17 protein-coding genes are annotated in these 21,674 nt (G+C 70.8%); 9 read left to right on the top strand and 8 right to left on the bottom strand.

The window, feature by feature from the left end; genetic code table 11:
• Positions 1 to 48 precede the first annotated feature (48 nt).
• The 5 genes from ACWDR3_RS15025 (at position 49) to ACWDR3_RS15005 (ending at position 4,537) form a co-directional block, all read left to right on the top strand.
• The gene (locus tag ACWDR3_RS15025) at positions 49 to 918 is read left to right on the top strand and encodes a metal-dependent hydrolase (RefSeq protein WP_450352911.1); all 870 of its coding nucleotides are present in this window, start codon (positions 49 to 51) and stop codon (positions 916 to 918) included.
• Positions 915 to 1,865 (top strand): MerR family transcriptional regulator, encoded by a 951-nt coding sequence (locus ACWDR3_RS15020; RefSeq protein ID WP_450352910.1) that lies wholly within the window; start codon positions 915 to 917, stop codon positions 1,863 to 1,865. Before ACWDR3_RS15025 ends, ACWDR3_RS15020 begins: the two co-directional genes overlap by 4 nt.
• Positions 1,866 to 1,986: 121 nt before the next feature.
• Positions 1,987 to 2,562: an RNA 2'-phosphotransferase gene (locus tag ACWDR3_RS15015; protein WP_450352909.1), complete on the top strand. Its 576-nt coding sequence runs from the start codon at positions 1,987 to 1,989 to the stop codon at positions 2,560 to 2,562.
• 88 nt (positions 2,563 to 2,650) lie between these two features.
• Positions 2,651 to 3,553: an LLM class flavin-dependent oxidoreductase gene (locus ACWDR3_RS15010; protein ID WP_450352908.1), complete on the top strand. Its 903-nt coding sequence runs from the start codon at positions 2,651 to 2,653 to the stop codon at positions 3,551 to 3,553.
• A 96-nt stretch (positions 3,554 to 3,649) separates the two neighbouring features.
• Positions 3,650 to 4,537 carry a Cof-type HAD-IIB family hydrolase gene (locus tag ACWDR3_RS15005; RefSeq protein WP_450352907.1) on the top strand — a complete coding sequence of 296 codons (888 nt, stop codon included), beginning with the start codon at positions 3,650 to 3,652 and terminating at the stop codon, positions 4,535 to 4,537.
• A 79-nt stretch (positions 4,538 to 4,616) separates the two neighbouring features.
• Here the strand turns inward: ACWDR3_RS15005 and ACWDR3_RS15000 are convergent, their stop codons facing one another.
• The 6 genes from ACWDR3_RS15000 to hisC form a co-directional block, all read right to left on the bottom strand.
• Positions 4,617 to 5,696, bottom strand: a complete 1,080-nt coding sequence (locus ACWDR3_RS15000) for a peptidoglycan DD-metalloendopeptidase family protein (RefSeq protein WP_450352906.1) — start codon at positions 5,694 to 5,696, stop codon at positions 4,617 to 4,619.
• 162 nt (positions 5,697 to 5,858) lie between these two features.
• Complete coding sequence (locus ACWDR3_RS14995; RefSeq protein ID WP_450352905.1) at positions 5,859 to 7,529, bottom strand: sensor histidine kinase; 1,671 nt, start codon at positions 7,527 to 7,529, stop codon at positions 5,859 to 5,861.
• Positions 7,530 to 7,590: 61 nt separating this feature from the next.
• Complete coding sequence (gene cydD / locus ACWDR3_RS14990) at positions 7,591 to 11,097, bottom strand: thiol reductant ABC exporter subunit CydD (RefSeq protein ID WP_450352904.1); 3,507 nt, start codon at positions 11,095 to 11,097, stop codon at positions 7,591 to 7,593.
• 59 nt (positions 11,098 to 11,156) lie between these two features.
• Complete coding sequence (cydB, locus tag ACWDR3_RS14985) at positions 11,157 to 12,161, bottom strand: cytochrome d ubiquinol oxidase subunit II (protein WP_450352903.1); 1,005 nt, start codon at positions 12,159 to 12,161, stop codon at positions 11,157 to 11,159.
• Between the two features lie 18 nt (positions 12,162 to 12,179).
• Positions 12,180 to 13,688, bottom strand: coding sequence for a cytochrome ubiquinol oxidase subunit I (locus tag ACWDR3_RS14980; protein WP_450352902.1), 1,509 nt, complete (start codon positions 13,686 to 13,688; stop codon positions 12,180 to 12,182).
• Between the two features lie 225 nt (positions 13,689 to 13,913).
• On the bottom strand, positions 13,914 to 14,993 hold the full coding sequence (gene hisC / locus ACWDR3_RS14975) for a histidinol-phosphate transaminase (protein WP_450352901.1): 1,080 nt from the start codon (positions 14,991 to 14,993) through the stop codon (positions 13,914 to 13,916).
• A gap of 428 nt (positions 14,994 to 15,421) precedes the next feature.
• On the opposite strand from hisC, the gene ACWDR3_RS14970 reads away from it, so the two are divergent.
• The 4 genes from ACWDR3_RS14970 to ACWDR3_RS14955 all read left to right on the top strand — a co-directional run bounded on the left by ACWDR3_RS14970 (position 15,422) and on the right by ACWDR3_RS14955 (position 19,708).
• Positions 15,422 to 16,534 (top strand): LacI family DNA-binding transcriptional regulator, encoded by a 1,113-nt coding sequence (locus ACWDR3_RS14970; RefSeq protein WP_123999019.1) that lies wholly within the window; start codon positions 15,422 to 15,424, stop codon positions 16,532 to 16,534.
• 200 nt (positions 16,535 to 16,734) lie between these two features.
• A complete protein-coding gene (locus ACWDR3_RS14965) occupies positions 16,735 to 17,817 on the top strand; it encodes a metallophosphoesterase (protein ID WP_450352900.1) in 1,083 nt (360 codons plus the stop codon).
• A gap of 204 nt (positions 17,818 to 18,021) precedes the next feature.
• Positions 18,022 to 18,885: a hypothetical protein gene (locus tag ACWDR3_RS14960; RefSeq protein ID WP_450352899.1), complete on the top strand. Its 864-nt coding sequence runs from the start codon at positions 18,022 to 18,024 to the stop codon at positions 18,883 to 18,885.
• A 148-nt stretch (positions 18,886 to 19,033) separates the two neighbouring features.
• A complete protein-coding gene (locus tag ACWDR3_RS14955; protein WP_450352898.1) occupies positions 19,034 to 19,708 on the top strand; it encodes a response regulator in 675 nt (224 codons plus the stop codon).
• A gap of 10 nt (positions 19,709 to 19,718) precedes the next feature.
• Here ACWDR3_RS14955 and ACWDR3_RS14950 read toward each other — a convergent pair whose 3' ends face one another.
• Positions 19,719 to 20,939 carry a sensor histidine kinase gene (locus tag ACWDR3_RS14950; protein WP_450352897.1) on the bottom strand — a complete coding sequence of 407 codons (1,221 nt, stop codon included), beginning with the start codon at positions 20,937 to 20,939 and terminating at the stop codon, positions 19,719 to 19,721.
• 272 nt (positions 20,940 to 21,211) lie between these two features.
• Positions 21,212 to 21,674 (bottom strand): phosphomethylpyrimidine synthase ThiC (locus ACWDR3_RS14945; protein WP_450352896.1); only part of this gene is annotated, 463 nt, incomplete at its 5' end.

The raw sequence follows: 21,674 nt of genomic DNA, 5'->3' as shown, positions 1-21,674 counted from the left end.
TGGGGTCGCTGCTGTGAGCGGGCGGATCGCGCGGATGGAGCGGCTGCGGTGAGCGGGCGGATCGCGCCGCGCCGGGTGTCCTTCGACTGGTCGCGCACACCCCTGCACTGGATCCCGCGCGAGCCGACCGCGACCCATGTCATCAACGTGCTGCATCTGCTGCTGCCGGCGGGGGAGCGGTGGTTCGTGCAGGTCTTCAAGGAGGGCCTGCCGCGTATCAAGGACCCCGAACTGCTCGTGGACGTCAAGGGGTTCATGGGCCAGGAGGCCACCCACAGCGTGCAGCACTCGCACGTGCTGGATCACCTGGCCGCGCAGCACCTCGACACCGAGGACTTCACCAAGTACGTCGACTTCCTCTTCGAGCGGCTGCTCGGTGAACGTCCGCCGCTCGGCGTCCCGATCCCCCGGCGCGAGTGGCTGCGCTTCCGGCTCTCGGTGGTCGCGGCGATCGAGCAGTTCACCGCGGTGCTCGGCGACTGGATCCTGGCCGCCGAGGCCCTGGACGCGGCCGGAGCCGACGAGGTCATGCTCGACCTGCTGCGCTGGCACGGCGCCGAGGAGGTCGAACACCGCGCGGTCGCCTTCGACATGTTCCAGCACTGCGGCGGCACCGGCGCGCCCCGTTACGCCTTCCGCGTCGCGGGCATGGCCGTCACCGCGCCCGTGATGCTCTACATGTGGCTGTGGGGATCGGCCTACCTGATCCGCCACGACCCGCGGCTCGCGGGCCGACTGCGCTACTCCCTCGTCGCGCACGAACGAGCCGTACGCAAAGGCCTGTTGCCCGCGTGGCGGGATCTCGGCGCGGCGATCCCCCGCTATCTGCGGCGCTCCTACCACCCCTCCCAGGAGGGTTCGATGAGCCGGGCGGTGGAGTATCTGCGCAGGTCACCGGCGGCGAGGTCGGTGGCGTGAGCGCCCCGGCCGGCTATCGCATAGAGGACCTCGCGCACGTCAGCGGCGCCACCGTCCGCACCATCCGCGCCTACCAGGACCGCGGCCTGCTCCCCCGCCCCGAGCGCCGCGGCCGGGCCAACCTGTACTCCGACGCCCACCTCGTCCGGCTGCGCCAGATCGCCGACCTCCTCGACCGCGGCTACACCCTGGCCTCCATCAAGGAGTTGCTGGCCGCCTGGGACGCCGGCCGGGGCCTGGGCGGGGTGCTCGGGCTGGTCGCCGAGGTCGACGGTCCGTGGACCGACGAGGAGGCGGTACGGATCTCGCGGGCCGAGCTCGACGAGCGGTTCGGCGGGTCGCCGGACGACGCGGCGGTCGCGGACGCGGTCGAGCTGGGGGTGCTGGAGCCGGTGCCGGGGGACGCGGACTCCTTCCTCGTGCCGAGCCCCCAAGAGCTGGCCGTGGCCGTGGAGTTGTACGAGGCGGGCGTGCCGCTGTCCGCGATCGCCGGTCATCTGCGGGAGTTGAGGGGTCAGGTCGAGCACATCGCGGCCAGGTTCCTGGAGTTCACCACCGAGCACGTCTTCGCGCGCTACCTGCACGGATCACGTCTTCCGAGCGACGCGGACGCGGCCGAGGCGGCCTCGCTGGTGCGGCGGCTGCGGCCCCTGGCGCAGCAGACGGTGGACGCGGAACTGGCCCGGGCGATGCGGCTGTTGGCGGTGCGGCAGCTGCGTCGGCAACTGGGGGACGGTGGTGCGGAGGAGGCGGGTGTCGAGTCGCGGGGCGCGTCACGCTCCGTGGTGTTGCCCGAGGGGACAATTCGGGCGGTGGAGGGGTTGGTTGGGGTGGAGCGGGTGAGTGAGTTCGTGGCGTTGGCGGCTGAACGGGAGGTGCGGGCAAGGGGGTTGGATGCGCTCATGCCAAGGGGCGGGCCCCCAGCTGATCTTGACGAACAGCTGTGACAGGACCGGGAGTTGTCCACAGAACCGCCAATTAGCCTGTGGATAACTACAGTTGGTTGTGGACCAAACCTCTCTTCAAAAGAAAATGCGTGACGCACGTCTCTCCCGTCATGCTGACCGGATGGAAGAAAGACATAAAGAACGAGACAAAGACGAGCGACGCACCGTGAAGGTGTCGAAGTACCTGTCGAAGCACCTGAGGCATCAGCCGGAGCGGATCGGACTGACCCTCGACGAGGCGGGCTGGGTCGAGATCGACGTACTGATCGCCGCGGCCGCCGCGCACGGGTTCCGGTTCACCCGGGACGAGCTGGACCATGTGGTCGCCGCCAACGACAAGCAGCGCTTCGCGATCGACGGCACCCGGATCCGCGCCAGCCAGGGCCACAGCGTCGAGGTCGACCTCGGACTGCCCCCGGCCACCCCGCCGCCGTACCTCTACCACGGCACCGTGGCAGCCAACCTGGACGCGATCCGCGCCGAGGGCCTGCGGCCCATGAACCGCCACGACGTGCACCTCTCACCCGACCGCGAGACGGCCACCCGCGTCGGCGCCCGCCGCGGCCGCCCGGTGGTGCTCTCCGTCGACACCGCCGCGATGCACCGCGACGGCCACGTCTTCCAGGTCAGCGCGAACGGGGTGTGGCTGACGAAGGCGGTACCGGCGGAGTATCTGCGGTTTCCCGAGGGTTACTGAGCCCTGCCGGGGAGGAGCGGCCGGGTGGGCGTGCCGCGTCCGGTGCCCGTTTCGTCCGTTGTCGGTGCGGGGTCGTAGGCTCGATCGCATGAGTCTGCGTCTGAGCACCGTGATCCTCCCGTACCTCCGCTGGCACGAAGGCGGGCGTGCGACCTGGCAGCGGGCCGAGCAGCTCGGCTTCCACACCGCCTACACCTACGACCACCTGTCCTGGCGCACCTTCCGCGACGGCCCGTGGTTCGGTGCCGTGCCGACGCTGACCGCCGCCGCGGCCGTGACCGAGCGAGTGCGGCTCGGCACGCTGGTCACCTCGCCGAACTTCCGGCACCCGGTGACCCTCGCCAAGGAACTGATCTCCCTCGACGACATCTCCGACGGCCGGATCACCCTGGGCATCGGCGCCGGCGGCACCGGCTTCGACGCCACCGCGCTCGGCCAGGAACCCTGGACCCCGCGCGAGCGCGCCAACCGGCTCGCCGAGTTCGTACCGCTGCTCGACCGGCTGCTCACCGAGGACTCCGTCTCCTACGAGGGCGACTTCTACTCGGCCCACGAGGCGCGCAACATCCCCGGCTGTGTGCAGCGCCCCCGGCTGCCCTTCGCGGTGGCCGCGACCGGCCCGCGCGGGCTGCGGCTCGCCGCCCGGTACGGACAGGCATGGGTGACCACCGGCGACCCCAAGCTGTACGAGGAAGGCACGCCGGAGCAGTCTGTGCGGGCCCTGCGCGGACAGCTCGACAGGCTCACCGACGCCTGCGCGGAGCTCGGCCGGGACGCGGACGAGTTGGACAAGATCCTGCTCACCGGCTTCACCCCGGACCGCGCCCGTCCGCTGTCCTCCCTCGACGCGTTCGTCGACTTCGCGGGCCGCCACCGGGACCTCGGCTTCACCGAGCTCGTGATCCACTGGCCGATCCCCGACTCCGACTTCGCCACCGACGAGAAGGTCTTCGAGCAGATCGCCATGGAGGCGGCGGCCCAGCTGGGCTGACCCCGCCCGAGGCCTCGCCCAAGGCCTCGCCCGAGTCCTCACCTGAGGGTCATCTATGTCTCATCTGTGCACTCCGCCGCACGGGCGTGCGCGCATATGCGGGAGAATGGGCCGGTGACCTCTGCGACTCGACAGCCCGAGACCCCGGCATCCGCCGCCCCACCGCGGCTCATAGCCACCGATCTCGACGGCACCCTGCTGCGCGACGACAAATCGGTCTCCCCGCGCACCGTCGCCGCCCTCGCCGCCGCTGAGGAGGCGGGCATCGAGGTCTTCTTCGTCACCGGCCGCCCGGCCCGCTGGATGGACGTCGTCAGCGAACACGTCCACGGCCACGGCCTGGCGATCTGCGGCAACGGCGCCGCCGTGGTCGACCTGCACGGCGGCCCCGGCGCCCACCGGTTCGTGAAGGTGCGGGAGCTGGCGCGGGACAACGCGCTGGACGCCGTAGGACTGCTGCGGGACGCGGCGCCGGGCACGGTGTACGCGGTCGAGCAGACGTACGGCTTCTACCAGGAGCCCGACTATCCCAAGCTGCACATGGAGACGCCGGACACCCTCGCGCCGGCCGAGCGTCTCCTGGCGCCGGACGCCCCGGGAGCCGACGAGCCGGTGCTGAAGATCCTCGCGTACCACCCGACAATCGACCCGGACGCCTTCCTCACCCTGGCCCGGCTCGCAATCGGCGACCGCGCCAACGTGACCCGCTCCAGCCCCAGCGCCCTGCTGGAGATCAGCGGCCCCGACGTCTCCAAGGCCAGCACGCTCGCCCTGTGCTGCGCCGAGCGCGGGATCTCGCACGAGGAGGTCGTCGCCTTCGGTGACATGCCCAACGACGTGGAGATGCTCACCTGGGCCGGCCGGTCGTACGCGATGGGCAACGCCCACCCGGACGTGATCGCCGCGGCCTCGGGGCGGACGGTCGCCAACAACGAGGACGGGGTGGCGGTCGTGATCGAGGAGCTGCTGGAACGGCTGCCGTAGGCGGCTCTGGCTCGCGAATACGGCAGGGATGCGGGCGTGACCGCGGCTGCTCGGCCCACCGGCACCCCCACCCCGCTGCTCAGCCGACCGGCACCCCCCGCGCCGCCAGCCACGGCACCGGGTCCACCGCCGAGCCCAGTTCCGGGGTGACGCGTACCTCGAAGTGCAGGTGCGGGCCGGTGGAGTTGCCGGAGGTGCCGGACTGGCCGATCCACTGGCCGGCGGCCACGCGCTGGCCCTGGTCGACGGTGACGGCGGCGAGATGGGCGTACTGCGTGTAGTAGCCGCCCGGGTGTTCGAGCACGACTGCGATCCCGAAGGCTCCCCCGCACGACACCTTCACCACCCGTCCCGCGCCGGCCGCCCGCACGGGCGTCCCGATCGGTACCGCGAAGTCCTGCCCGGTGTGCCGGTTGGCCCACCGGGCGCCGCCGCTGCCGAAGCCCGCGGACAGTTCGTAGGTCTCCACGGGCGTCACCCACGCGCCCGTCACCTGCGTCCGGGGCTGGTCGAGCCGGACCGCGCCCCGGCAGGCGCCCGCCGCGACCGAGACGTCCGCCTGGCCCTGCAACTGGCCCCGTGCCTCGTCGAGTCTGCTCTGGATGGTCTCCTTCACGGCGGCGAGTTCGGTGCTGCGCCGCTCCAGCGTCCGCCAGGCCGTCGCCGCCTTCGTCCGGTCGGCGGCGAGCCGCGCCTCGGCCCGACGGCTCTTGTCGAGCGCGTTGCCGACGGCCAGATTCACCTGCGAGAAGACATGCTGACCACGCATCAGCTCGTCCGTGCTGCTCGCGAGGACGATCTGCGCGGCCATCGGCAGACCCCCGCCGTCGCGGTACTGGGCGCGCGCGATCCGGCCCAGGTCCTCGTGCAGTACGGCGATCTCCCGCCGCTCCCGGTCCAGCAGTTCCTCGGCCCGCTGCGCCCGCGCCCGCTGCACCTCCGCCTGCAGCCGGCCCGCCTCGTACTGCCGCGTCGCCACCGCCGCGTCCTCGTAGAGCCGGGCCACCTGAGCGCCGACGCTCATGTCACCGGCGCCCGTCTCCGCGCCGGACGCGCCGTCGCCCGATCCGCCGTCGGCAGCCGTGGCCCGCGCCGCCAGCACCGCCAACGCGCACAGCAGCACCGGAACGAACAACGGGGGACGGCGAGGTGAGCCCATGTCAGCGATCCTGACCCGACCGCCCGCCACCTGGCCTGTTCAAGTCGTACGCCTGGGGGACAGGTTGCTGCGGACGGGTCACTCACGGACGGACTGGATGGGTCGGGCGGGGTTGTTACGACCGCCTCGCACCGGAGTCGATACAGCTGCTTCGCCCCGGAGTCAGTACGGCGCCTGCCACACCACCGTCGTGCCGCCGCCGTTCTCGCCGATGCCCGGCCCGTACCGGCTGTCGCCGCCGAGCGACTCGGCCCGGCGCTTGAGGTTCCGCAGGCCGCTGCGACGACCGCCCTCGGGGATGCCGACACCGTCGTCCGCGACCGTCAGCCGCACACCGGGACGCCCGTCCGGCAGGGTCACCGTCGCGTCGAGCACAACGTCGATCCGGGAGGCCCCGGCATGCCGGAAGGCGTTGGAGAGGGCCTCGCGCAGGGCGGCGACGATGTTCTTGCCGGTGAGGTCGCTCACCACGGTGTCGATCGGGCCGACGAAACGGTGGGCAGGCCGGAAGCCGAGCGGCACGGCGGCCGTCTTGATCTCGCGCAGCACCCGCGTGCGCAGCCCCGACGGCGTTTCGGCGGGCCCCTGTTGGAGCGCGAAGATCGCGGTGCGGATCTCCTGGATGGTGACGTCGAGTTCGCCGACGGCCTTGCCCACCCCGTCCCGCACCTCGGGCACGACCGCCCCGCGCTGGGCGCTCTCCAGCATCATGCCCGTCGCGAACAGCCGCTGGATGACGAGATCGTGCAGGTCACGGGCGATGCGATCGCGGTCCTCGTAGACCGCGAGCCGCTCCCGGTCGCGCTGCGCGTCGGCCATCTTCAGCGCGAGCGCGGCCTGCGAGGCGAACTGGGTGCCGAGGACGCGCTCGGTCTCCGTGAACGGCTGCTCGCCGCGCGCCCGCGGCATGACGAGACTGCCCAGCACTCGGCCGTCGCTCTGCAGCGGCAGCATCATGATCGGGCCGTAAGCGCGCGCGAGCGACGACAGCATGCGCGGATCGGTGCCGGCGTCCGCCACGAACACGGGCCGCCCGGCGAGAAGTTCGGCGACGATCTCGCTCTCGGCCGGGATGACCCGGCCGAGTTGGCCCGAGGGCTTCTCGGAGGCCACGGCGACGATCTCCAGGCCGCCCTCGTCCGCGGGCAGCAGCACGATCCCGGCCGCGGCACCGGACAGCCGACGGGCCTGCTCCGCGACGACCTGGAGGGCGTCCTCCGCGTCGCCACCGGAGAGCAGGGCCGTGGTGACGGCGACCGAGCCGTCGATCCACCGCTCCCGCTGCTGGGCGGCCTCGTACAGCCGGGCGTTGCCGATGGCGATCCCCGCCTCCGTGGCCAGCACCCGCACCAGGTCGAGATCACCGTCGTCGAACGGCTCCCCGTCCCGCTTCTCGGCCAGATAGAGGTTGCCGAAGATCTCGCCCTGGACGCGGATGGGCAGCCCCAGGAACGCGTGCATCGACGGATGGTGCTCGGGGAAGCCGCAGCAGCGTGGATCCGTCGTCAGCTCCCCGAGCCGCACCGGCTCCGGTTCCGGCTCCCGGATGAGCGCCCCCAGGAGCCCCTTCTGCCCGTCGGGCAGCCGTCCGATCCGCCGGGCGGTCGCCTCGTCGACGCCGTACCAGACGAAGTCGGTGAGCCCCGCGCGATCCCCGTCCACGACACCGATGGCCGCGTACCTGGCACCGGTCAGGGCCGCCGCGGTCGCGCAGATCCGGTCCAGCGTGGAGTGCAGTTCGAGGCCATTTCCGACGGACCGCATCGCCTCCAGCAGCTGCGGCACGCGTGCCGCCAGGTCGACGGACGGGTCGGGAGACGGGTCTCGTGACATGACCTGAGCGTAATTAGTCGCGTTTGGTACGGAAAGTCGGGCCGAAGGACGCGGCACCCCGCTATACGGCTGCCACCAACAGCTCCGTCTCCGCTTCCCGTTCCGCCATCGCCCGCAACGGCCCCTCCACCGCGGCCAGTTCCGCGTAGGTCCCTCGCTGCACGACCCGTCCCTCGCCCAGGACGATCACCTCGTCCACAGCTTCCAGTCCGGCGAGACGGTGGGTGATCAGGACGGTCGTACGGCCCTCCGTCGCGGCCAGCAGGTCGGCGGTGAGGGCGTCGGCAGTGGGCAGGTCGAGGTGTTCGGCGGGCTCGTCGAGCACCAGGACGGGGAAGTCGGCGAGCAGCGCGCGGGCCAGTGCCAGCCGCTGCCGCTGTCCGCCCGACAGCCGGGCCCCGTGCTCGCCGACCAGCGTGTCGAGGCCGTCGGGCAGACCGTCGGCCCAGTCGAGGAGCCGGGCCCGCCGCAGGGCGTCCCGCAGTTCGTCCTCGGTGGCGTCCTTCCTGGCGAGCAGCAGGTTCTCGCGCACCGAACTGTCGAAGAGGTGCGCGTCCTGGGCACACAGCCCCACCAGCCGTCGTACGTCGTCGCCGTCGAGGGCGTACGCGTCGACGCCGGCCAGCGTGTACGAGCCGGCCTCCGGGTCCAGGAAGCGCAGCAGCACCTGGGCGAGAGTCGTCTTGCCGGAGCCGGACGGGCCGACCACGGCGATCCGGCGCCCCTCGTCGAGGGTCAGGTCGAGACCGGCAAGGGCGTCCCGGTCCTGCCCGTCGTGCCGGGCGGCGAGGCCCTTGAGGGCGACCGGGAACGGCGAGGCGGGCGCCTGCCGGGGCCGCTCCGGCTCCCGTACCGGCTCGGGCGCGTCCAGGACCTCGTACACGCGCTCCGCGCTGCGGTGCACGCGTTGGCGGTACCGGACGGCGAGCGGGAGGCCGAGGACGGCCTCGAAGGCGGCCAGCGGGGTGAGGACGACGACGGCCATCGTGACGCCGCCGAGCCGTCCGTCGGCGACCGCCTGGGCGCCGACCAGGGCGGTGGCGGTGACGGTCAGGCCCGAGATCAGGGCGGTGAGTCCGTCGCCGAGGGCGGTGGCGGCCGCGGCGCGCGCGGCGATGCGGGTGAGGGTGCCGTCGGCCCGTCGGGTCTCTGCGGTGCGTGCGGGCAGGGCGCCGGCGACGGTCAACTCGGCGGTGCCGGTGAGCAGATCGGTCACCCGGGTCGCCAACGCCCCGCGGGCCGGGGCCAGTCGGTGCTCGGCGCGGCGGGCGACCGCGCCGGTGAGCAGCGGGACTCCGGCGCCGGCCGCGAGCAGCCCGACGGCGAGCACGGCACCGGCCTCCGGCAACAGCCAGGCCGTGAAGCCGACGGACGCGGCGGACACCGCGACGGCGGCACCGGCGGGCAACAGCCAGCGCAGCCAGTAGTCCTGGAGGGCGTCCACATCGGCGACCAGCCGGGACAGCAGGTCGCCCCGGCGGGTACGGCGCAGCCCGGCGGGCGCCAGCCGCTCCAGGCGCCGGTAGACGGCGACCCGGGTGTCGGCGAGCATCCGCAGCACGGCGTCGTGCGACACGAGCCGCTCGGCGTACCGGAAGACGGCCCGCCCGATCCCGAACGCCCTGGTCGCCGTCACGGCCACCATCAGATACAGCACCGGCGGCTGCTGCGAAGCCCGTGAGATCAACCAGCCGGAGGTCGCCATGAGCCCGACGGCACTGCCGGTGGCGAGACTTCCGAGCAGCAGAGCGAGCAGGAGACGGCCACGGCGGGGGCCGGACATGGCACGGACGCGAGCGAGGACACCGCGGGTGTCCGCGGTCGGCCCGGTCGGCTCCGCCTCAGCGAAGTCGGTGCCGACGGCGGTCTCGATCGACCGGGCCTCGGCGGTCCTGGGCCCGGCGTCCACAGGAACGGTGTCCAGAGGAGCGGCAGCCACGGGCGCCGCCAGCCGCACCACCCGGTCGGCCACGCCGAGGAGCGCCGGCCGGTGCACGACCAGCAGCACGGTCCGCCCCACCGCGAGCCGCCGTACCGCCGCCACGACCTCGGCCTCGGTGGCCCCGTCCAGCGCCGCCGTCGGCTCATCGAGCAGCAGCACGGGCCGGTCCGCGAGGAACGCCCGGGCCAGCGCGAGCCGTTGCCGCTGCCCGGCGGACAGCCCCGACCCGTCCTCACTGAGCGCGGTGTCGACGCCCTCGGGCAGCGCGTCCACGAACTCCAGCGCCCCGGCATCCGCCAACGCCCGCCTTACAGCGGCCTCGTCGGCATCGGGACGGGCAAGGCGTACGTTCTCGGCGATCGTGCCGGCGAACAACTGCGGGCGCTGCGGCACCCAGGCGATCCGCGACCGCCACTGCTCGGGGTCGATGTCGGCGAGGTCGGTGCCGCCGATCAGGACCTGACCCTCGGTGGGCGGCACGAAGCCCAGCAGCACGTTCAGCAGCGTTGTCTTGCCCGCGCCGCTCGGTCCGACGAGGGCGACCGTCTCCCCGGGTTCGACGGTGAAGGACGCGTCCGACACGGCGGCCTCGGCCCGCCCGAGGTACCGGACCGTCACGCCCTGGAAGGCGATGCCCCCGGCCGGCACAGCCCCCGTCCCCGAGGTCGGCACCGGTGTCTCCAGCACCGAGAAGATCTCCTCGGCCGCGGCCAGCCCCTCCGCCGCCGCGTGGTACTGCGCGCCGACCTGGCGCAACGGCAGATACGCCTCGGGCGCGAGGACGAGGACGACCAGACCCACGTAGAGGTCCATGTCACCGTGGACCAGGCGCATGCCGATCGTCACGGCGACCAGCGCCACCGACAGCGTCGCGAGCAGTTCCAGCGCGAAGGAGGAGATGAAGGCGATGCGGAGGGTCCGCATGGTCGCCTGGCGGTACTCGCCGGTGATGCGACGGATCGAGTCGGCCTGCGCCTTGGCCCGCCCGAACACCTTGAGGGTCGGCAGTCCCGCGACCACGTCCAGGAAGTGTCCGGACAGCCGGGACAGCAGCCGCCACTGACGGTCCATCCGAGACTGGGTGGCCCAGCCGATCAGGATCATGAAGACGGGGATCAGCGGCAAGGTCCCGACGATGATCGCCGCCGAGACCCAGTCCTCGGTGACGATCCGGGCCAGCACCGCCACCGGGACGACCACCGCGAGGCCCAACTGCGGTAGGTAGCGCGAGAAGTAGTCGTCGAGGGCGTCGACCCCGCGGGTGGCGAGGGCGACCAGCGATCCGGTCCGCTGCCCGCTCAGCCACCCGGGGCCGAGCGCCACGGACCGCTCCAGCAACCGCCCACGCAACTCCGACTTCACCGCCGCGCTGGCGCGGTGCGCGGCGAGTTCCGTGAGCCAGGAGACCAGGGACCGGCCGACAGCAACCGCCGCCAACAGCAGCAGGGGAGTGCGGAGTTCAGCGACGGACATGCCGTGCTGGAAGGCGCCGACCACGATCTCGGCGATGAGCATCGCCTGGGCGATCACCAACACCGCCCCGACGACACCCAGTCCGACGACCGCCATCATGAACGCGCGGGTGGCACGGGCGTATCGCAGCAGACGTGGGTCGATCGGTTTCACGTGAAACACACCCTCTTCTCAAGGGGCATGTTTCACGTGAAACATGCCCCACCTCGAACTCAGTGCGCGGCGTCCGCGATGTGCTGCGTACCGATCCGCTTGCGGAACACCCAGTAGGTCCAGCTCTGGTAGAGCAGCACGATCGGGGTGGCGATCCCCGCGCACCAGGTCATGATCTTCAGGGTGTACGGGCTCGACGAGGCGTTGGTGACCGTGAGGCTCCAGTCCGCGTTGAGCGAGGACGGCATGACGTTCGGGAAGAGCGACAGGAAGAGCATCGCGACGGCCGCGATGATCGTGACGCCGGACAGTGCGAACGCCCAGCCCTCACGCCCGGCCGCGGTAGCCCCCAGCGCGGCGAGCAGCGCCGCCACGGCCACGACGAGCGCGACCAGGCTCTTGCCGTCGCCGTTGTCGATCTGCGTCCAGATCAGGAAGGCCAGCGCGAGGACTGCGGTGAGGACACCGACCTTCAGGGCCAGTCGCCGTGCCCGCTCCCGGATGTCCCCCACGGTCTTGAGCCCCGTGAACACCGTGCCGTGGAAGGTGAACAGCGTCAGCGTCACCAACCCGCCGAGCAGGGCGTAGGGGTTGAGCAGGTCGCCGAGGTTGCCGACGTACTCGAAGTCCTTGTCGATCTTCACGCCCCGCACGATGTTGCCGAAGGCCACGCCCCACAGGAAAGCGGGGAGCAGCGAGGTCCAGAAGATCGCGGTCTCCCAGTTGCGCTGCCAGTTCTCCTCGGGGCGCTTGGCCCGGTACTCGAAGGCGACTCCGCGCACGATCAGGCAGACCAGGATGAGCAGCAGGGGCAGATAGAAGCCGGAGAAGAGGGTGGCGTACCACTCGGGGAAGGCGGCGAAGGTCGCGCCACCGGCCGTGAGCAGCCATACCTCGTTGCCGTCCCAGACCGGTCCGATGGTGTTGATCAGCACGCGCTTCTCGGTGCGGTCGCGGGCGAGCAGCTTGGTGAGGATGCCGACCCCGAAGTCGAAGCCCTCCAGGAAGAAGTAGCCGGTCCACAGGACGGCGATGAGGACGAACCAGACGTCGTGAAGTTCCATGACTCGATCTCCCTGGGCCTAGTACGAGAAGGCCATCGGCTTGTCGGCGTCACGGGTGTCGCCGCCGATCTTCGTGGGCGGGTTGAGGTCGGCCTCGGTGAGTTCGGGCGGTCCGGCCTTGACGTACTTCACGAGCAGCTTGACCTCGATGACGGCGAGGATCGCGTAGAGCGAGGTGAAGACGATCATCGAGGTGAGGACCTCCCACTGGGAGACCCCGGGGGAGACCGCGTGCCGGGTCTGCAGGACGCCGTAGACGACCCAGGGCTGGCGGCCCATCTCGGTGAAGATCCAGCCCCAGGAGTTGGCGATCAGCGGGAAGCCGAGGGTCCAGATGGCCACGAGCCAGTAGAGGCGGCCGAGTTTGGGGCTGAGGGCCTTGTTGCGGAAGAGGACCAGGTTCGGCACCTCGTCGTCGGCGACCCGCAGGTGCTGTGGCAGCAGGAACTTCTTGCGGGTCAGCCAGAGTCCGACGATGCCGATGGCGAAGGACGCCATGCCGAAGCCGATCATCCAGCGGAACGCCCAGAAGGCGACCGGGATGTTGGGCCGGTAGTCGCCGGGTCCGTACTTCTCCTGCTCGGCCTTGTTGGTGTCGTTGATGCCGGGGACGTAGGAGTTGAAGTTGTCGTCGGCGAGGAAGGACAGTATCCCGGGCACGGACAGCTCGACGGTGTTGTGGCCCTTGCTCACATCGCCGTAGGCGAAGATCGAGAACGGCGCGGAGTCCTGGCCGTCCCACAGCGCCTCGGCGGCGGCCATCTTCATCGGCTGCTGCTTGAACATGACCTTGCCGAGAGTGTCACCGCTGATCGCGGTGAGCATTCCCGCGATGACGACGGTGATCAGGCCGAGCCGCAGCGAGCTCTTCATCACGGAGATGTGCTTCTTGCGGAACAGGTGGAAGGCGGCGATGCCGACCATGAACGCGCCACCGGTCAGGAAGGACGCGCTGAGCGTGTGGAACGCCTGGGCCAGCGCGGTGTTCTGGGTCAGGACGAGCCAGAAGTCGGTGAGTTCGGCACGCCCCTTGGCCTCGTTGATCTTGTAGCCGACCGGGTGCTGCATCCACGAGTTGGCCGCGAGGATGAAGTACGCCGACAGGATCGTGCCGATCGAGACCATCCAGATGCAGGCCAGATGGATCTTCTTGGGCAGCTTGTCCCAGCCGAAGATCCACAGACCGATGAAGGTCGACTCGAAGAAGAAGGCGATCAGCGCCTCGAAGGCGAGCGGGGCGCCGAAGATGTCACCGACGAAGCGCGAGTAGTCGGACCAGTTCATGCCGAACTGGAACTCCTGCACGATGCCGGTGACGACACCCATCGCGATGTTGATCAGGAAGAGCTTGCCCCAGAACTTGGTCGCCCTGAGGTACTTCTCCTTCTCCGTGCGCACCCAGGCGGTCTGCAGGCCGGCCGTCAGAGCGGCGAGCGAGATCGTCAGGGGGACGAAGAGGAAGTGGTAGACGGTGGTGATGCCGAACTGCCAGCGCGCCAATGTCTCCGGCGCCAGAGCCAATTCCACGTCGTCAGTCTCCTTATGTCGCCGTGGTCACAGCGGCAGTTTGCCCCCTTTGTCACATACAAAGCGGAGCAATGGGACACGCTTGTGAACGCGTTCACATTCACAAGCAAGTATGACGCATGACAGTTCGACTCCGGGCGGGTGGGGCCCCCTCACGGCCAAAGGGGACCCACATCACATCGCCGGACCACTACGGGAAGCTCGGGTTCCGGAAACCGCCGGAGGCTAGAGCTCCTTGCGGAACGCCTCCGCCACCTTCAGGAAGATGTCGTTCGCCTCGGTCTCCCCCACCGTGATCCGCGCGCCCTCGCCGGCGAACGGCCGGACCACGACGCCGTGCTGCTCGGCCAGCGCCGCGAAGTCGAGCGTGCGCTCCCCCAGCCGCAGCCACACGAAGTTGGCCTGGGTCTCGGGCACCGTCCAGCCCTGGCCACGCAGCGTCTCGACCACGCGGTGGCGCTCGCCGACCAACGAGCCGACCCGGCCGAGCAGTTCGTCCTCGGCGCGCAGCGAGGCGACCGCCGCGTCCTGGGCGAGCTGGCTCACGCCGAAGGGCACCGCCGTCTTGCGCAGCGCCGCCGCCACCGGCTCATGGGCGATCGCGAAGCCGACGCGCAGACCGGCGAGCCCGTACGCCTTGGAGAAGGTCCGCAGCACGCAGACGTTGGGCCGCTGCCGGTACAGCTCCACCCCGTCCGGCACCTCGATGTCCCGGATGAACTCGCGGTAGGCCTCGTCCAGGACGACGAGCACATCGGCGGGCACCCGGTCCAGGAACCGCTCCAGCTCGGCCCGCCGGACGACCGTGCCCGTCGGGTTGTTGGGGTTGCAGACGAAGATCAGCCGGGTCCGCTCGGTGATCGCGTCCGCCATCGCGTCCAGGTCGTGCACATCGCCCGGGGTCAACGGCACCTGCACGGCCGTGGCACCGCTGATCCGCGTGATGATCGGGTACGCCTCGAAGGAGCGCCAGGCGTAGATGACCTCGTCGCCGGGTCCCGCGGTCGCCTGCAGCAGCTGCTGGGCGACGCCGACCGAGCCGGTGCCGGTGGCCAGGTCGGTGAGCGGGACGCCGAAACGGTCCGACAACTCGTTCATCAGACCCGTACAGGCCATGTCCGGGTAGCGGTTGAAGGAGGAGGCCGCGGCCGTCACGCTCTCCAGCACGCCGGGCAGCGGCGGATACGGGTTCTCGTTCGAGGACAGCTTGTAGGCCACCGGGCCGCCGGCGGCTGCGGGCTTGCCCGGCTTGTAGGTGGGGATACCCGCCAGCTCGGCGCGCAGCTTGGGGCTCGTCTCGCTCACCGCAGTCCTCCTCGCGACCACCGGCGGACCCGTCGCCACCACCGGCTTCCAATACTTCTCACCTTATGAGGATTCGCCGCCGGTGCGTACAGCCGAGGGACTTCCTGATCAGACCTCATCCACCACATCCGCATCACGGGCATCAGGGCACGAAGGATGACGAATCGGGGGGCGCAGATACATATATCTATGCACCGGTGGCTCACGCCGTGGCGCGCATCACCCGTGCAGGTGAGTTGAGACCTCTTCGAAACATCGGGAAGTTGGCAGGCTCATGCGTGCCGACAAGTCACGTAGTGCCATTGGATCGTTCAACTGACTTTGTTTCAAAGGTAGTTGACACCAAATGACCATGCAGAAACGTGCCTGTCAACGCGTGCATATGCGTCCGCCCTACCCGACCGCATGAGCCCTACTATCGGCTCGCCATGACAGCAGCAGGGAAGCACCAGGTGAGCCGCGCGGAAACCTCACGTCGAGGGAGCAGGCCGGGCCGGGCGGGCATCAGAGACGTGGCCGCCGCCGCCGGAGTCTCCATCACGACCGTCTCCGACGCCCTGAACGGCAAGGGCAGGCTCCCGGACGCCACCCGCCGCCACGTCCGCGAGGTCGCCGACCGGCTGGGCTACCGCCCGTCGGCCGCGGCCCGAACCCTCCGTACCGGCAAGTCGGGTCTCATCGGCCTGACCGTGACGACGTACGGGGATGAACCTTTCACCTTCACCGAGTTCGCGTACTTCGCGGAGATGGCCAGAGCCGCCACCTCGGCCGCGCTCGCCCGCGGCTACGCGCTGGTGATCCTCCCCGCGACCTCGCGCCACGACGTGTGGTCGAACGTCGCCCTGGACGGCACGGTCGTCATCGACCCCTCCGACCAGGACCCGGTGGTCAGCGAGCTCGTCCGGCAGGGTTTACCGGTCGTCTCCGACGGCCGCCCGGCCGGCTCGCTCCCGGTCACCGCGTGGGTCGACAACGACCACGAGGCCGCCGTACTCGGCATCCTCGACCACCTGGCCGACGCCGGCGCCCGCCGCATCGGCCTGCTGACCGGCACGACCACGGACACGTACACCCGGCTGTCGACCACGGCGTACCTGCGCTGGTGCGAACGCGTGGGCCAGGACCCGGTGTACGAGGAGTACCCGGCGCACGACCCGTGCGCGGGCGCCGTCGCCGCCGACCGGCTGCTCGCCCGCCCGGACCGTCCCGACGCCGTCTACGGCCTGTTCGACCCGAACGGCACGGATCTGCTCGCCGCGGCCCGCCGCTACGGCCTGCGCGTACCGGACGACCTGCTTCTGGTCTGCTGCAGCGAGTCCACCGTGTACGCCAACACCGAGCCGCCGGTCACCACGCTCTCGCTGAAGCCGCGCCGCATCGGCACCGCCGTGGTGCAGCTCCTCATCGACGCGATCGAGGGGGTCGAATCGGACCAACCGGTCGAGCAGGTGATACCGACGGAGCTGATCGTGCGCACCTCGTCCCAGCGACGTCCCCCGCGCACGACGGTCAGCCCGCCGAGGTCACCCGAGAAGGGGTAGGCCGACCCTCACCAGGGGTGGTCCAAGCCCTGCCCAATCGGGGCGAAAGCCGCGGTGAACTGGACTCTTGCTCCGATTCACCACCCCTGGGTCATCACATGGCGCGATCGGCATTCCTATGATGGGCCCACGACACCGCGGGCCGCTGCGACCAGGCAGTCCGAAGCGGTTCAGATGCGGCGTGATGGTGGAGGGGTCTGATGACTCAGGGGGCCGGTCAGGGACCCGAGGCGGAGCGGGCGGCGACGCTGCGCGACTTCCGGGTACCGGCGTACGTCCACGAGACCGGTCCGTACGGCGACACCACGCACCCGGGTGATGTCGCCGTACCCGTCGAGGAAGTGGCCGACCACCCCGACGGGTACACACCGACCCGGCGTGATCTGCCCGTCATCAACCGCGGTGACACGCTTCAGGTGCCCGTCGATCCCGCCTCGCTGGCCGCGGACCGGGAAGAAGGCGCCGCCGGTCCGCTCTTCGTCGTCGGTGACGTGCACGGCTACCTCGACGAACTGCTGGCCGCCCTCCAGGAGCGGGGTCTGATCGACTCCGCAGGCAACTGGAGCGCCGGCACCGCGCGGCTGTGGTTCCTCGGCGACTTCACCGACCGCGGGCCCGACGGCATCGGCGTCATCGACCTCGTGATGCGGCTGTCCGCCGAGGCGGCCGCGGCCGGCGGCTACTGCAAGGCCCTCATGGGCAACCACGAGTTGCTGCTGCTCGGCGCCAAGCGGTTCTCCGACACCCCCGTCAACTCCGGTGCCGGCACCGCCACCTTCCAGGCGGCCTGGCTGCTCAACGGCGGCCAGAAGACCGACATGGACCGCCTCCAGGACCACCATCTGCAGTGGATGGCCCGCCTCGACGCCGTCGAGGAGGTGGACGGCTACCTCCTCGTCCACTCGGACACCACCGCCTACCTCGACTACGGCGACTCGATCGAGGCGGTCAACGACACCGTCCGCGAGACCCTCACCCGCAACGACGCGGACGAGTGCTGGGACCTGTTCCGCAAGTTCACCAAGCGGTTCTCCTTCCGCGACGAGGGCGGCGCGGACGCCGTGCGCTCGCTGCTGGACACCTACGGCGGCACCCGGATCGTGCACGGCCACAGCCCGATCCCCTATCTGCTGGGCGAAGTCGGCTCCGAGGAGAGCGAGGAGGAGCCCCGGCCGTTGGTCGAGGGACCGCACATCTACGCCGACGGACTGGCCATCGCGATGGACGGCGGCGTGACCATGGCCGGAAAACTGCTGGTCCAGCAACTGCCGCTGGAAATCTAGCCGTTCACAGGGCGGATATCCCCCCGGTATCCCCGCGCACGACGAGCGCGACGAACAGCGCAGGCCAGGGCCCAATTTCTGGAAACCCCCTGTCACCCTGTGCCGTCGCCGCTCTACCATCGGCTTATCCGTAGCAGGCTCCCCTCCGTTTCTGCCCGACGGCTCGTTGGCATGCGAGCCCCAAGCCCTACGGAGCATCGGGGGATGCACATGAACAGCGTTCCGCAGCACCTGCACAGCGAGGACCGCCAAGAGTACGAGCGGATCCTCGACGAGGCGCTGCGCTCCGCCCCTACCCGCCCGGAACTGGCCGCTGTCGGACAGCGGCTGAACCCCGAACAGCTGCGCACCATGGCGCTGAACGCCACCGCCCTCATCACGGTGGCCGCCGCGACCGAGTACCAGCACTACGTGAAGGTCCGCGAGGAACTGCGCCAGCCGGCGTCGTCCACCCCGTCGTCCTCCCGCGAGACCGGCTCGGCCGAGCCGGGCGTGGGCGCGATGGGGCTCGCCACCACCCTGGGGGAGGCAGCCGAAGGGGCGGGCGCCGTCGCCGTCGCCGCGGTCCTCACCCCCGTCCTCGCCGGCACGGCCGCGGCGATCTTCCTGCTCGTGGGCTACATCCTCAAGATGCTCACCCCCGAGCCGGCCTTCGCCCAGACCATGCTCACCGCCGGATGGGTGTTCGGCGCCATGACCGCGGCCGCGATCCTCGTCGCCGCCGTCGGGCTGCTGCTCACCGCACTGCGCAACAGGCCCTCGCTCGATACCGGCCCCTACGGCGAACTCGGCGAGGAGGTGACCCGAGCCAGGGAAGCCTGGCGCGAGGCCCTCCTGGAGCGCGGCATCCTGCCCTTCCTGCGAGACGCGCTGGCCGACCCCGGCACCGCCGTGGCCCTGCACCCCACGGCACCGTCGGCGCCGACCAGCCGTATCCCGCACCTCGGCTACGACCGCCCGGGCTTCAGCAGCCCGGACGACGGCCCGGCCGCCGGTCCCCGTCCGAGTTTCTCGAGCCCGGACTACACGAGCCCGGACTTCGGAGGCCCGGAACACCAGCCGGAGTAACCCTCGGCTTGCGCCCTCCGCTCGACAGACCCCTTCGGGGGAGCGCAAGCCGAACATCCGTTCTGTCGGCCGAATGACCGACAACCGCGCGTGAGAACCGTAGGCACGGTCGACGTGACCGTCGCTCACCCCGTGGTAGGAACAGGCGGTGGCCGATACACGGATCACTGTGGTGATCGCCGACGACCAGCAACTGGTACGCACCGGATTCAGTCTGATCCTGGGGGCGCAGCCGGGCATCGACGTCGTCGGCGAAGCGGCCGACGGCGTGGAGTGCGTCGATCTGGCCCGCAGGCTGCGCCCGGACGTCGTGCTGACCGACATCCGCATGCCCCGCCTCGACGGCCTGGACGTGGTGCGGCAGTTGGCGGGGCCGGGAGTGGTCGATCCGCTGAACGTCGTCCTGATCACCACCTTCGACCAGGACGACTACGTACGGATCGGGCTGCGGAACGGCGCGTGCGGGTTTCTGCTCAAGGACGCCTCGCCGGGGCTGCTGGTGGAGGCGGTGCAGGCGGCGGCCCGTGGGGACGCGCTGGTGTCGCCCGCGGTGACGGTACGGCTGCTGCGGCGGCTGGAGGAGAACGAGCGGGGCTCGGCGCCGGAGGACGCGGGGGTCGGCGGGCTCAGCGGGCGGGAGCTGGACATCGTGCGGCTGGTCGCGGTGGGGCGGACGAACCAGGAGATCTGCGACGAGCTGTTCCTGTCGCTGTCGACGGTGAAGACGTATCTGGCGCGCATCCAGGCCAAGCTCGACGCCCGCAACCGGGTGGAGGTCGCCGCGTGGGCGTGGGAGCACGGCGCGGTGCACCGGCCCCGGTGACGTCCGGCCGTCAGCGCCTGGGCAGGTCGGTCCGGAGGGAGTCGGCGACGGGCACGGCCAGCGGGAGGGCGGCCTGTACCTGCCACCCGCCGTGGGGGAGGGCGCCGGTGCTGAGCGTGCCGTCGAGGGCCTCGACGCGCTCACGCAGGCCCAGCAGACCGAAACCGCCACGACCACCGGCGGGTACGGCGGCCCGGTGACCGGGCGCGGTGTTGGTGACCGTCACCTCCAGCCAGGCGGGGTCGGCGTCCAGGTGGACGGTGGTGCGGGCCCCTGGGGCGTGCCGGCGGACGTTGGTGAGGGCCTCCTGGACCAGCCGCTGCACGGAGAGTTCGACCTCGGGGCTCAGGCGGGCGGTGCGAGCCGCCGCTGTGACCTCCAGTTGGGCCGGTGCGCCCTGGCCTGCGGCGGTGGAGTGGGCGGAGACCAGGTCCGCGAGATCGGTGAGCAGGTCGCCCGGGCGCAGGGCGGCGTGGTTGTCCTCGCGCAGGACGCGCACCAGGCGGCGCATCGACTCCAGGGTCTCCGTCCCGGACCGGGCGATCTCGCGCAGGATGGGCTCCACCTTGTCGGGAGCGGTGGCCTTGATGGTCAACGCGGCGTTGGCCTGGACGATGATGCCGGTCATGTGATGGGCGATCAGGTCGTGCAGATCGCGGGCGAGAGCGAGACGTTCGGCCTGGCGTACGTCGTGCACGGCGCGTTCCCTGCGGATCTCCAGGGAGCGGATGGCACAGCCGATGACGACGCAGATCGCCAGGGCGATGGTCAGAACGTAGCCACCGGCCGCGAACGCCCCCCGTGATCCGCTGCGCAGCGGCATCGCGAGGATCGTGACGACCACGGTGAGGGTGTACGCGGTCGCGATTCCAGGCCGCCAGGAGTGCCCCGTCGTGTGCACGACGAGGACGAGCAACCCGGCTGTCTCCAGCGCCCCCCACCACCCCATGTCGGAGGGTTCGAGCACGGTCCAGACGGTCGTCGCGAGGGAGATCGCCACCGCGGCGACGACCCGCTTGACCAGACCGGCCGAGCGCGGCAGGCCGAGAGCGAGCAGCCCGATCAGCGGACCGGTGACGTACACGGGCAGCCAGGTGGTGGGCGATCCGTAGGGATCGGCGCTCTTGTCCAGCAGGGCGAGGTCCGCGGCCCAGGTGAGCAGGAACGCGATCAGGCTGCTGACCTTGAGCAACCGACCGGCGACCGGGTTGAGCAGGCGTTTCCAGTCCACGCGGTTCAGCGTAGGAGCGCGGGTCCGATCCGGTGTCGGCCGAATGACCGACAGGCCGGTGCGTGACGCGTCCGAACGGTCGACACGGCGTGGCCCGTCCTGACGGAAACCTGGTGGGCACGGCGGCCGGTGACCCGTCCCCCGAGGCCCGGCCGCCGGACAACGCGCCGACCGGCGTCGGCACGTTCGGCGTCGGCACGCTCGGTGTCTGTGCCGGTGCCGGTAGCGAGGGGGCGGGCCACGCGGTCCGCCCCCTCGTCACCCTTCACCCGTCAGTCGGCGATCGGCAGGTACATCCGGTTGCCCGCCGCCGCGAACTCCTTCGACTTCTGGGCCATGCCCTCCTCGACCTCCGCCCTGGTGCCGCCGTGTTCACGGCGGATGTCCTGGGAGATCTTCATGCTGCAGAACTTCGGCCCGCACATCGAGCAGAAGTGGGCCGTCTTGGCAGGCTCCGCCGGCAGCGTCTCGTCGTGGAACTCCCGCGCGGTGACCGGGTCCAGGGCGAGGTTGAACTGGTCCTCCCACCGGAACTCGAAGCGGGCGTCGGACAGCGCGTCGTCCCAGTCCTGCGCGCCGGGGTGTCCCTTGGCCACGTCGGCGGCATGGGCGGCGATCTTGCCGACCGCGTTCTTGTAGTACGTCGTGTCGTACGCCGTGGTGGTGGCCGCGGCCGGGCACGCGCCGTTCACCTCGCAGGAGGTCGTCCTGCGCAAGGCGCTGCGCCTCGACGAC

The organism is Streptomyces sp. NPDC001002 (assembly GCF_053599215.1).
The sequence above is the reverse complement of the archived record's forward strand: the minus strand, read 5'-3'. Positions and strand labels throughout refer to the sequence as shown.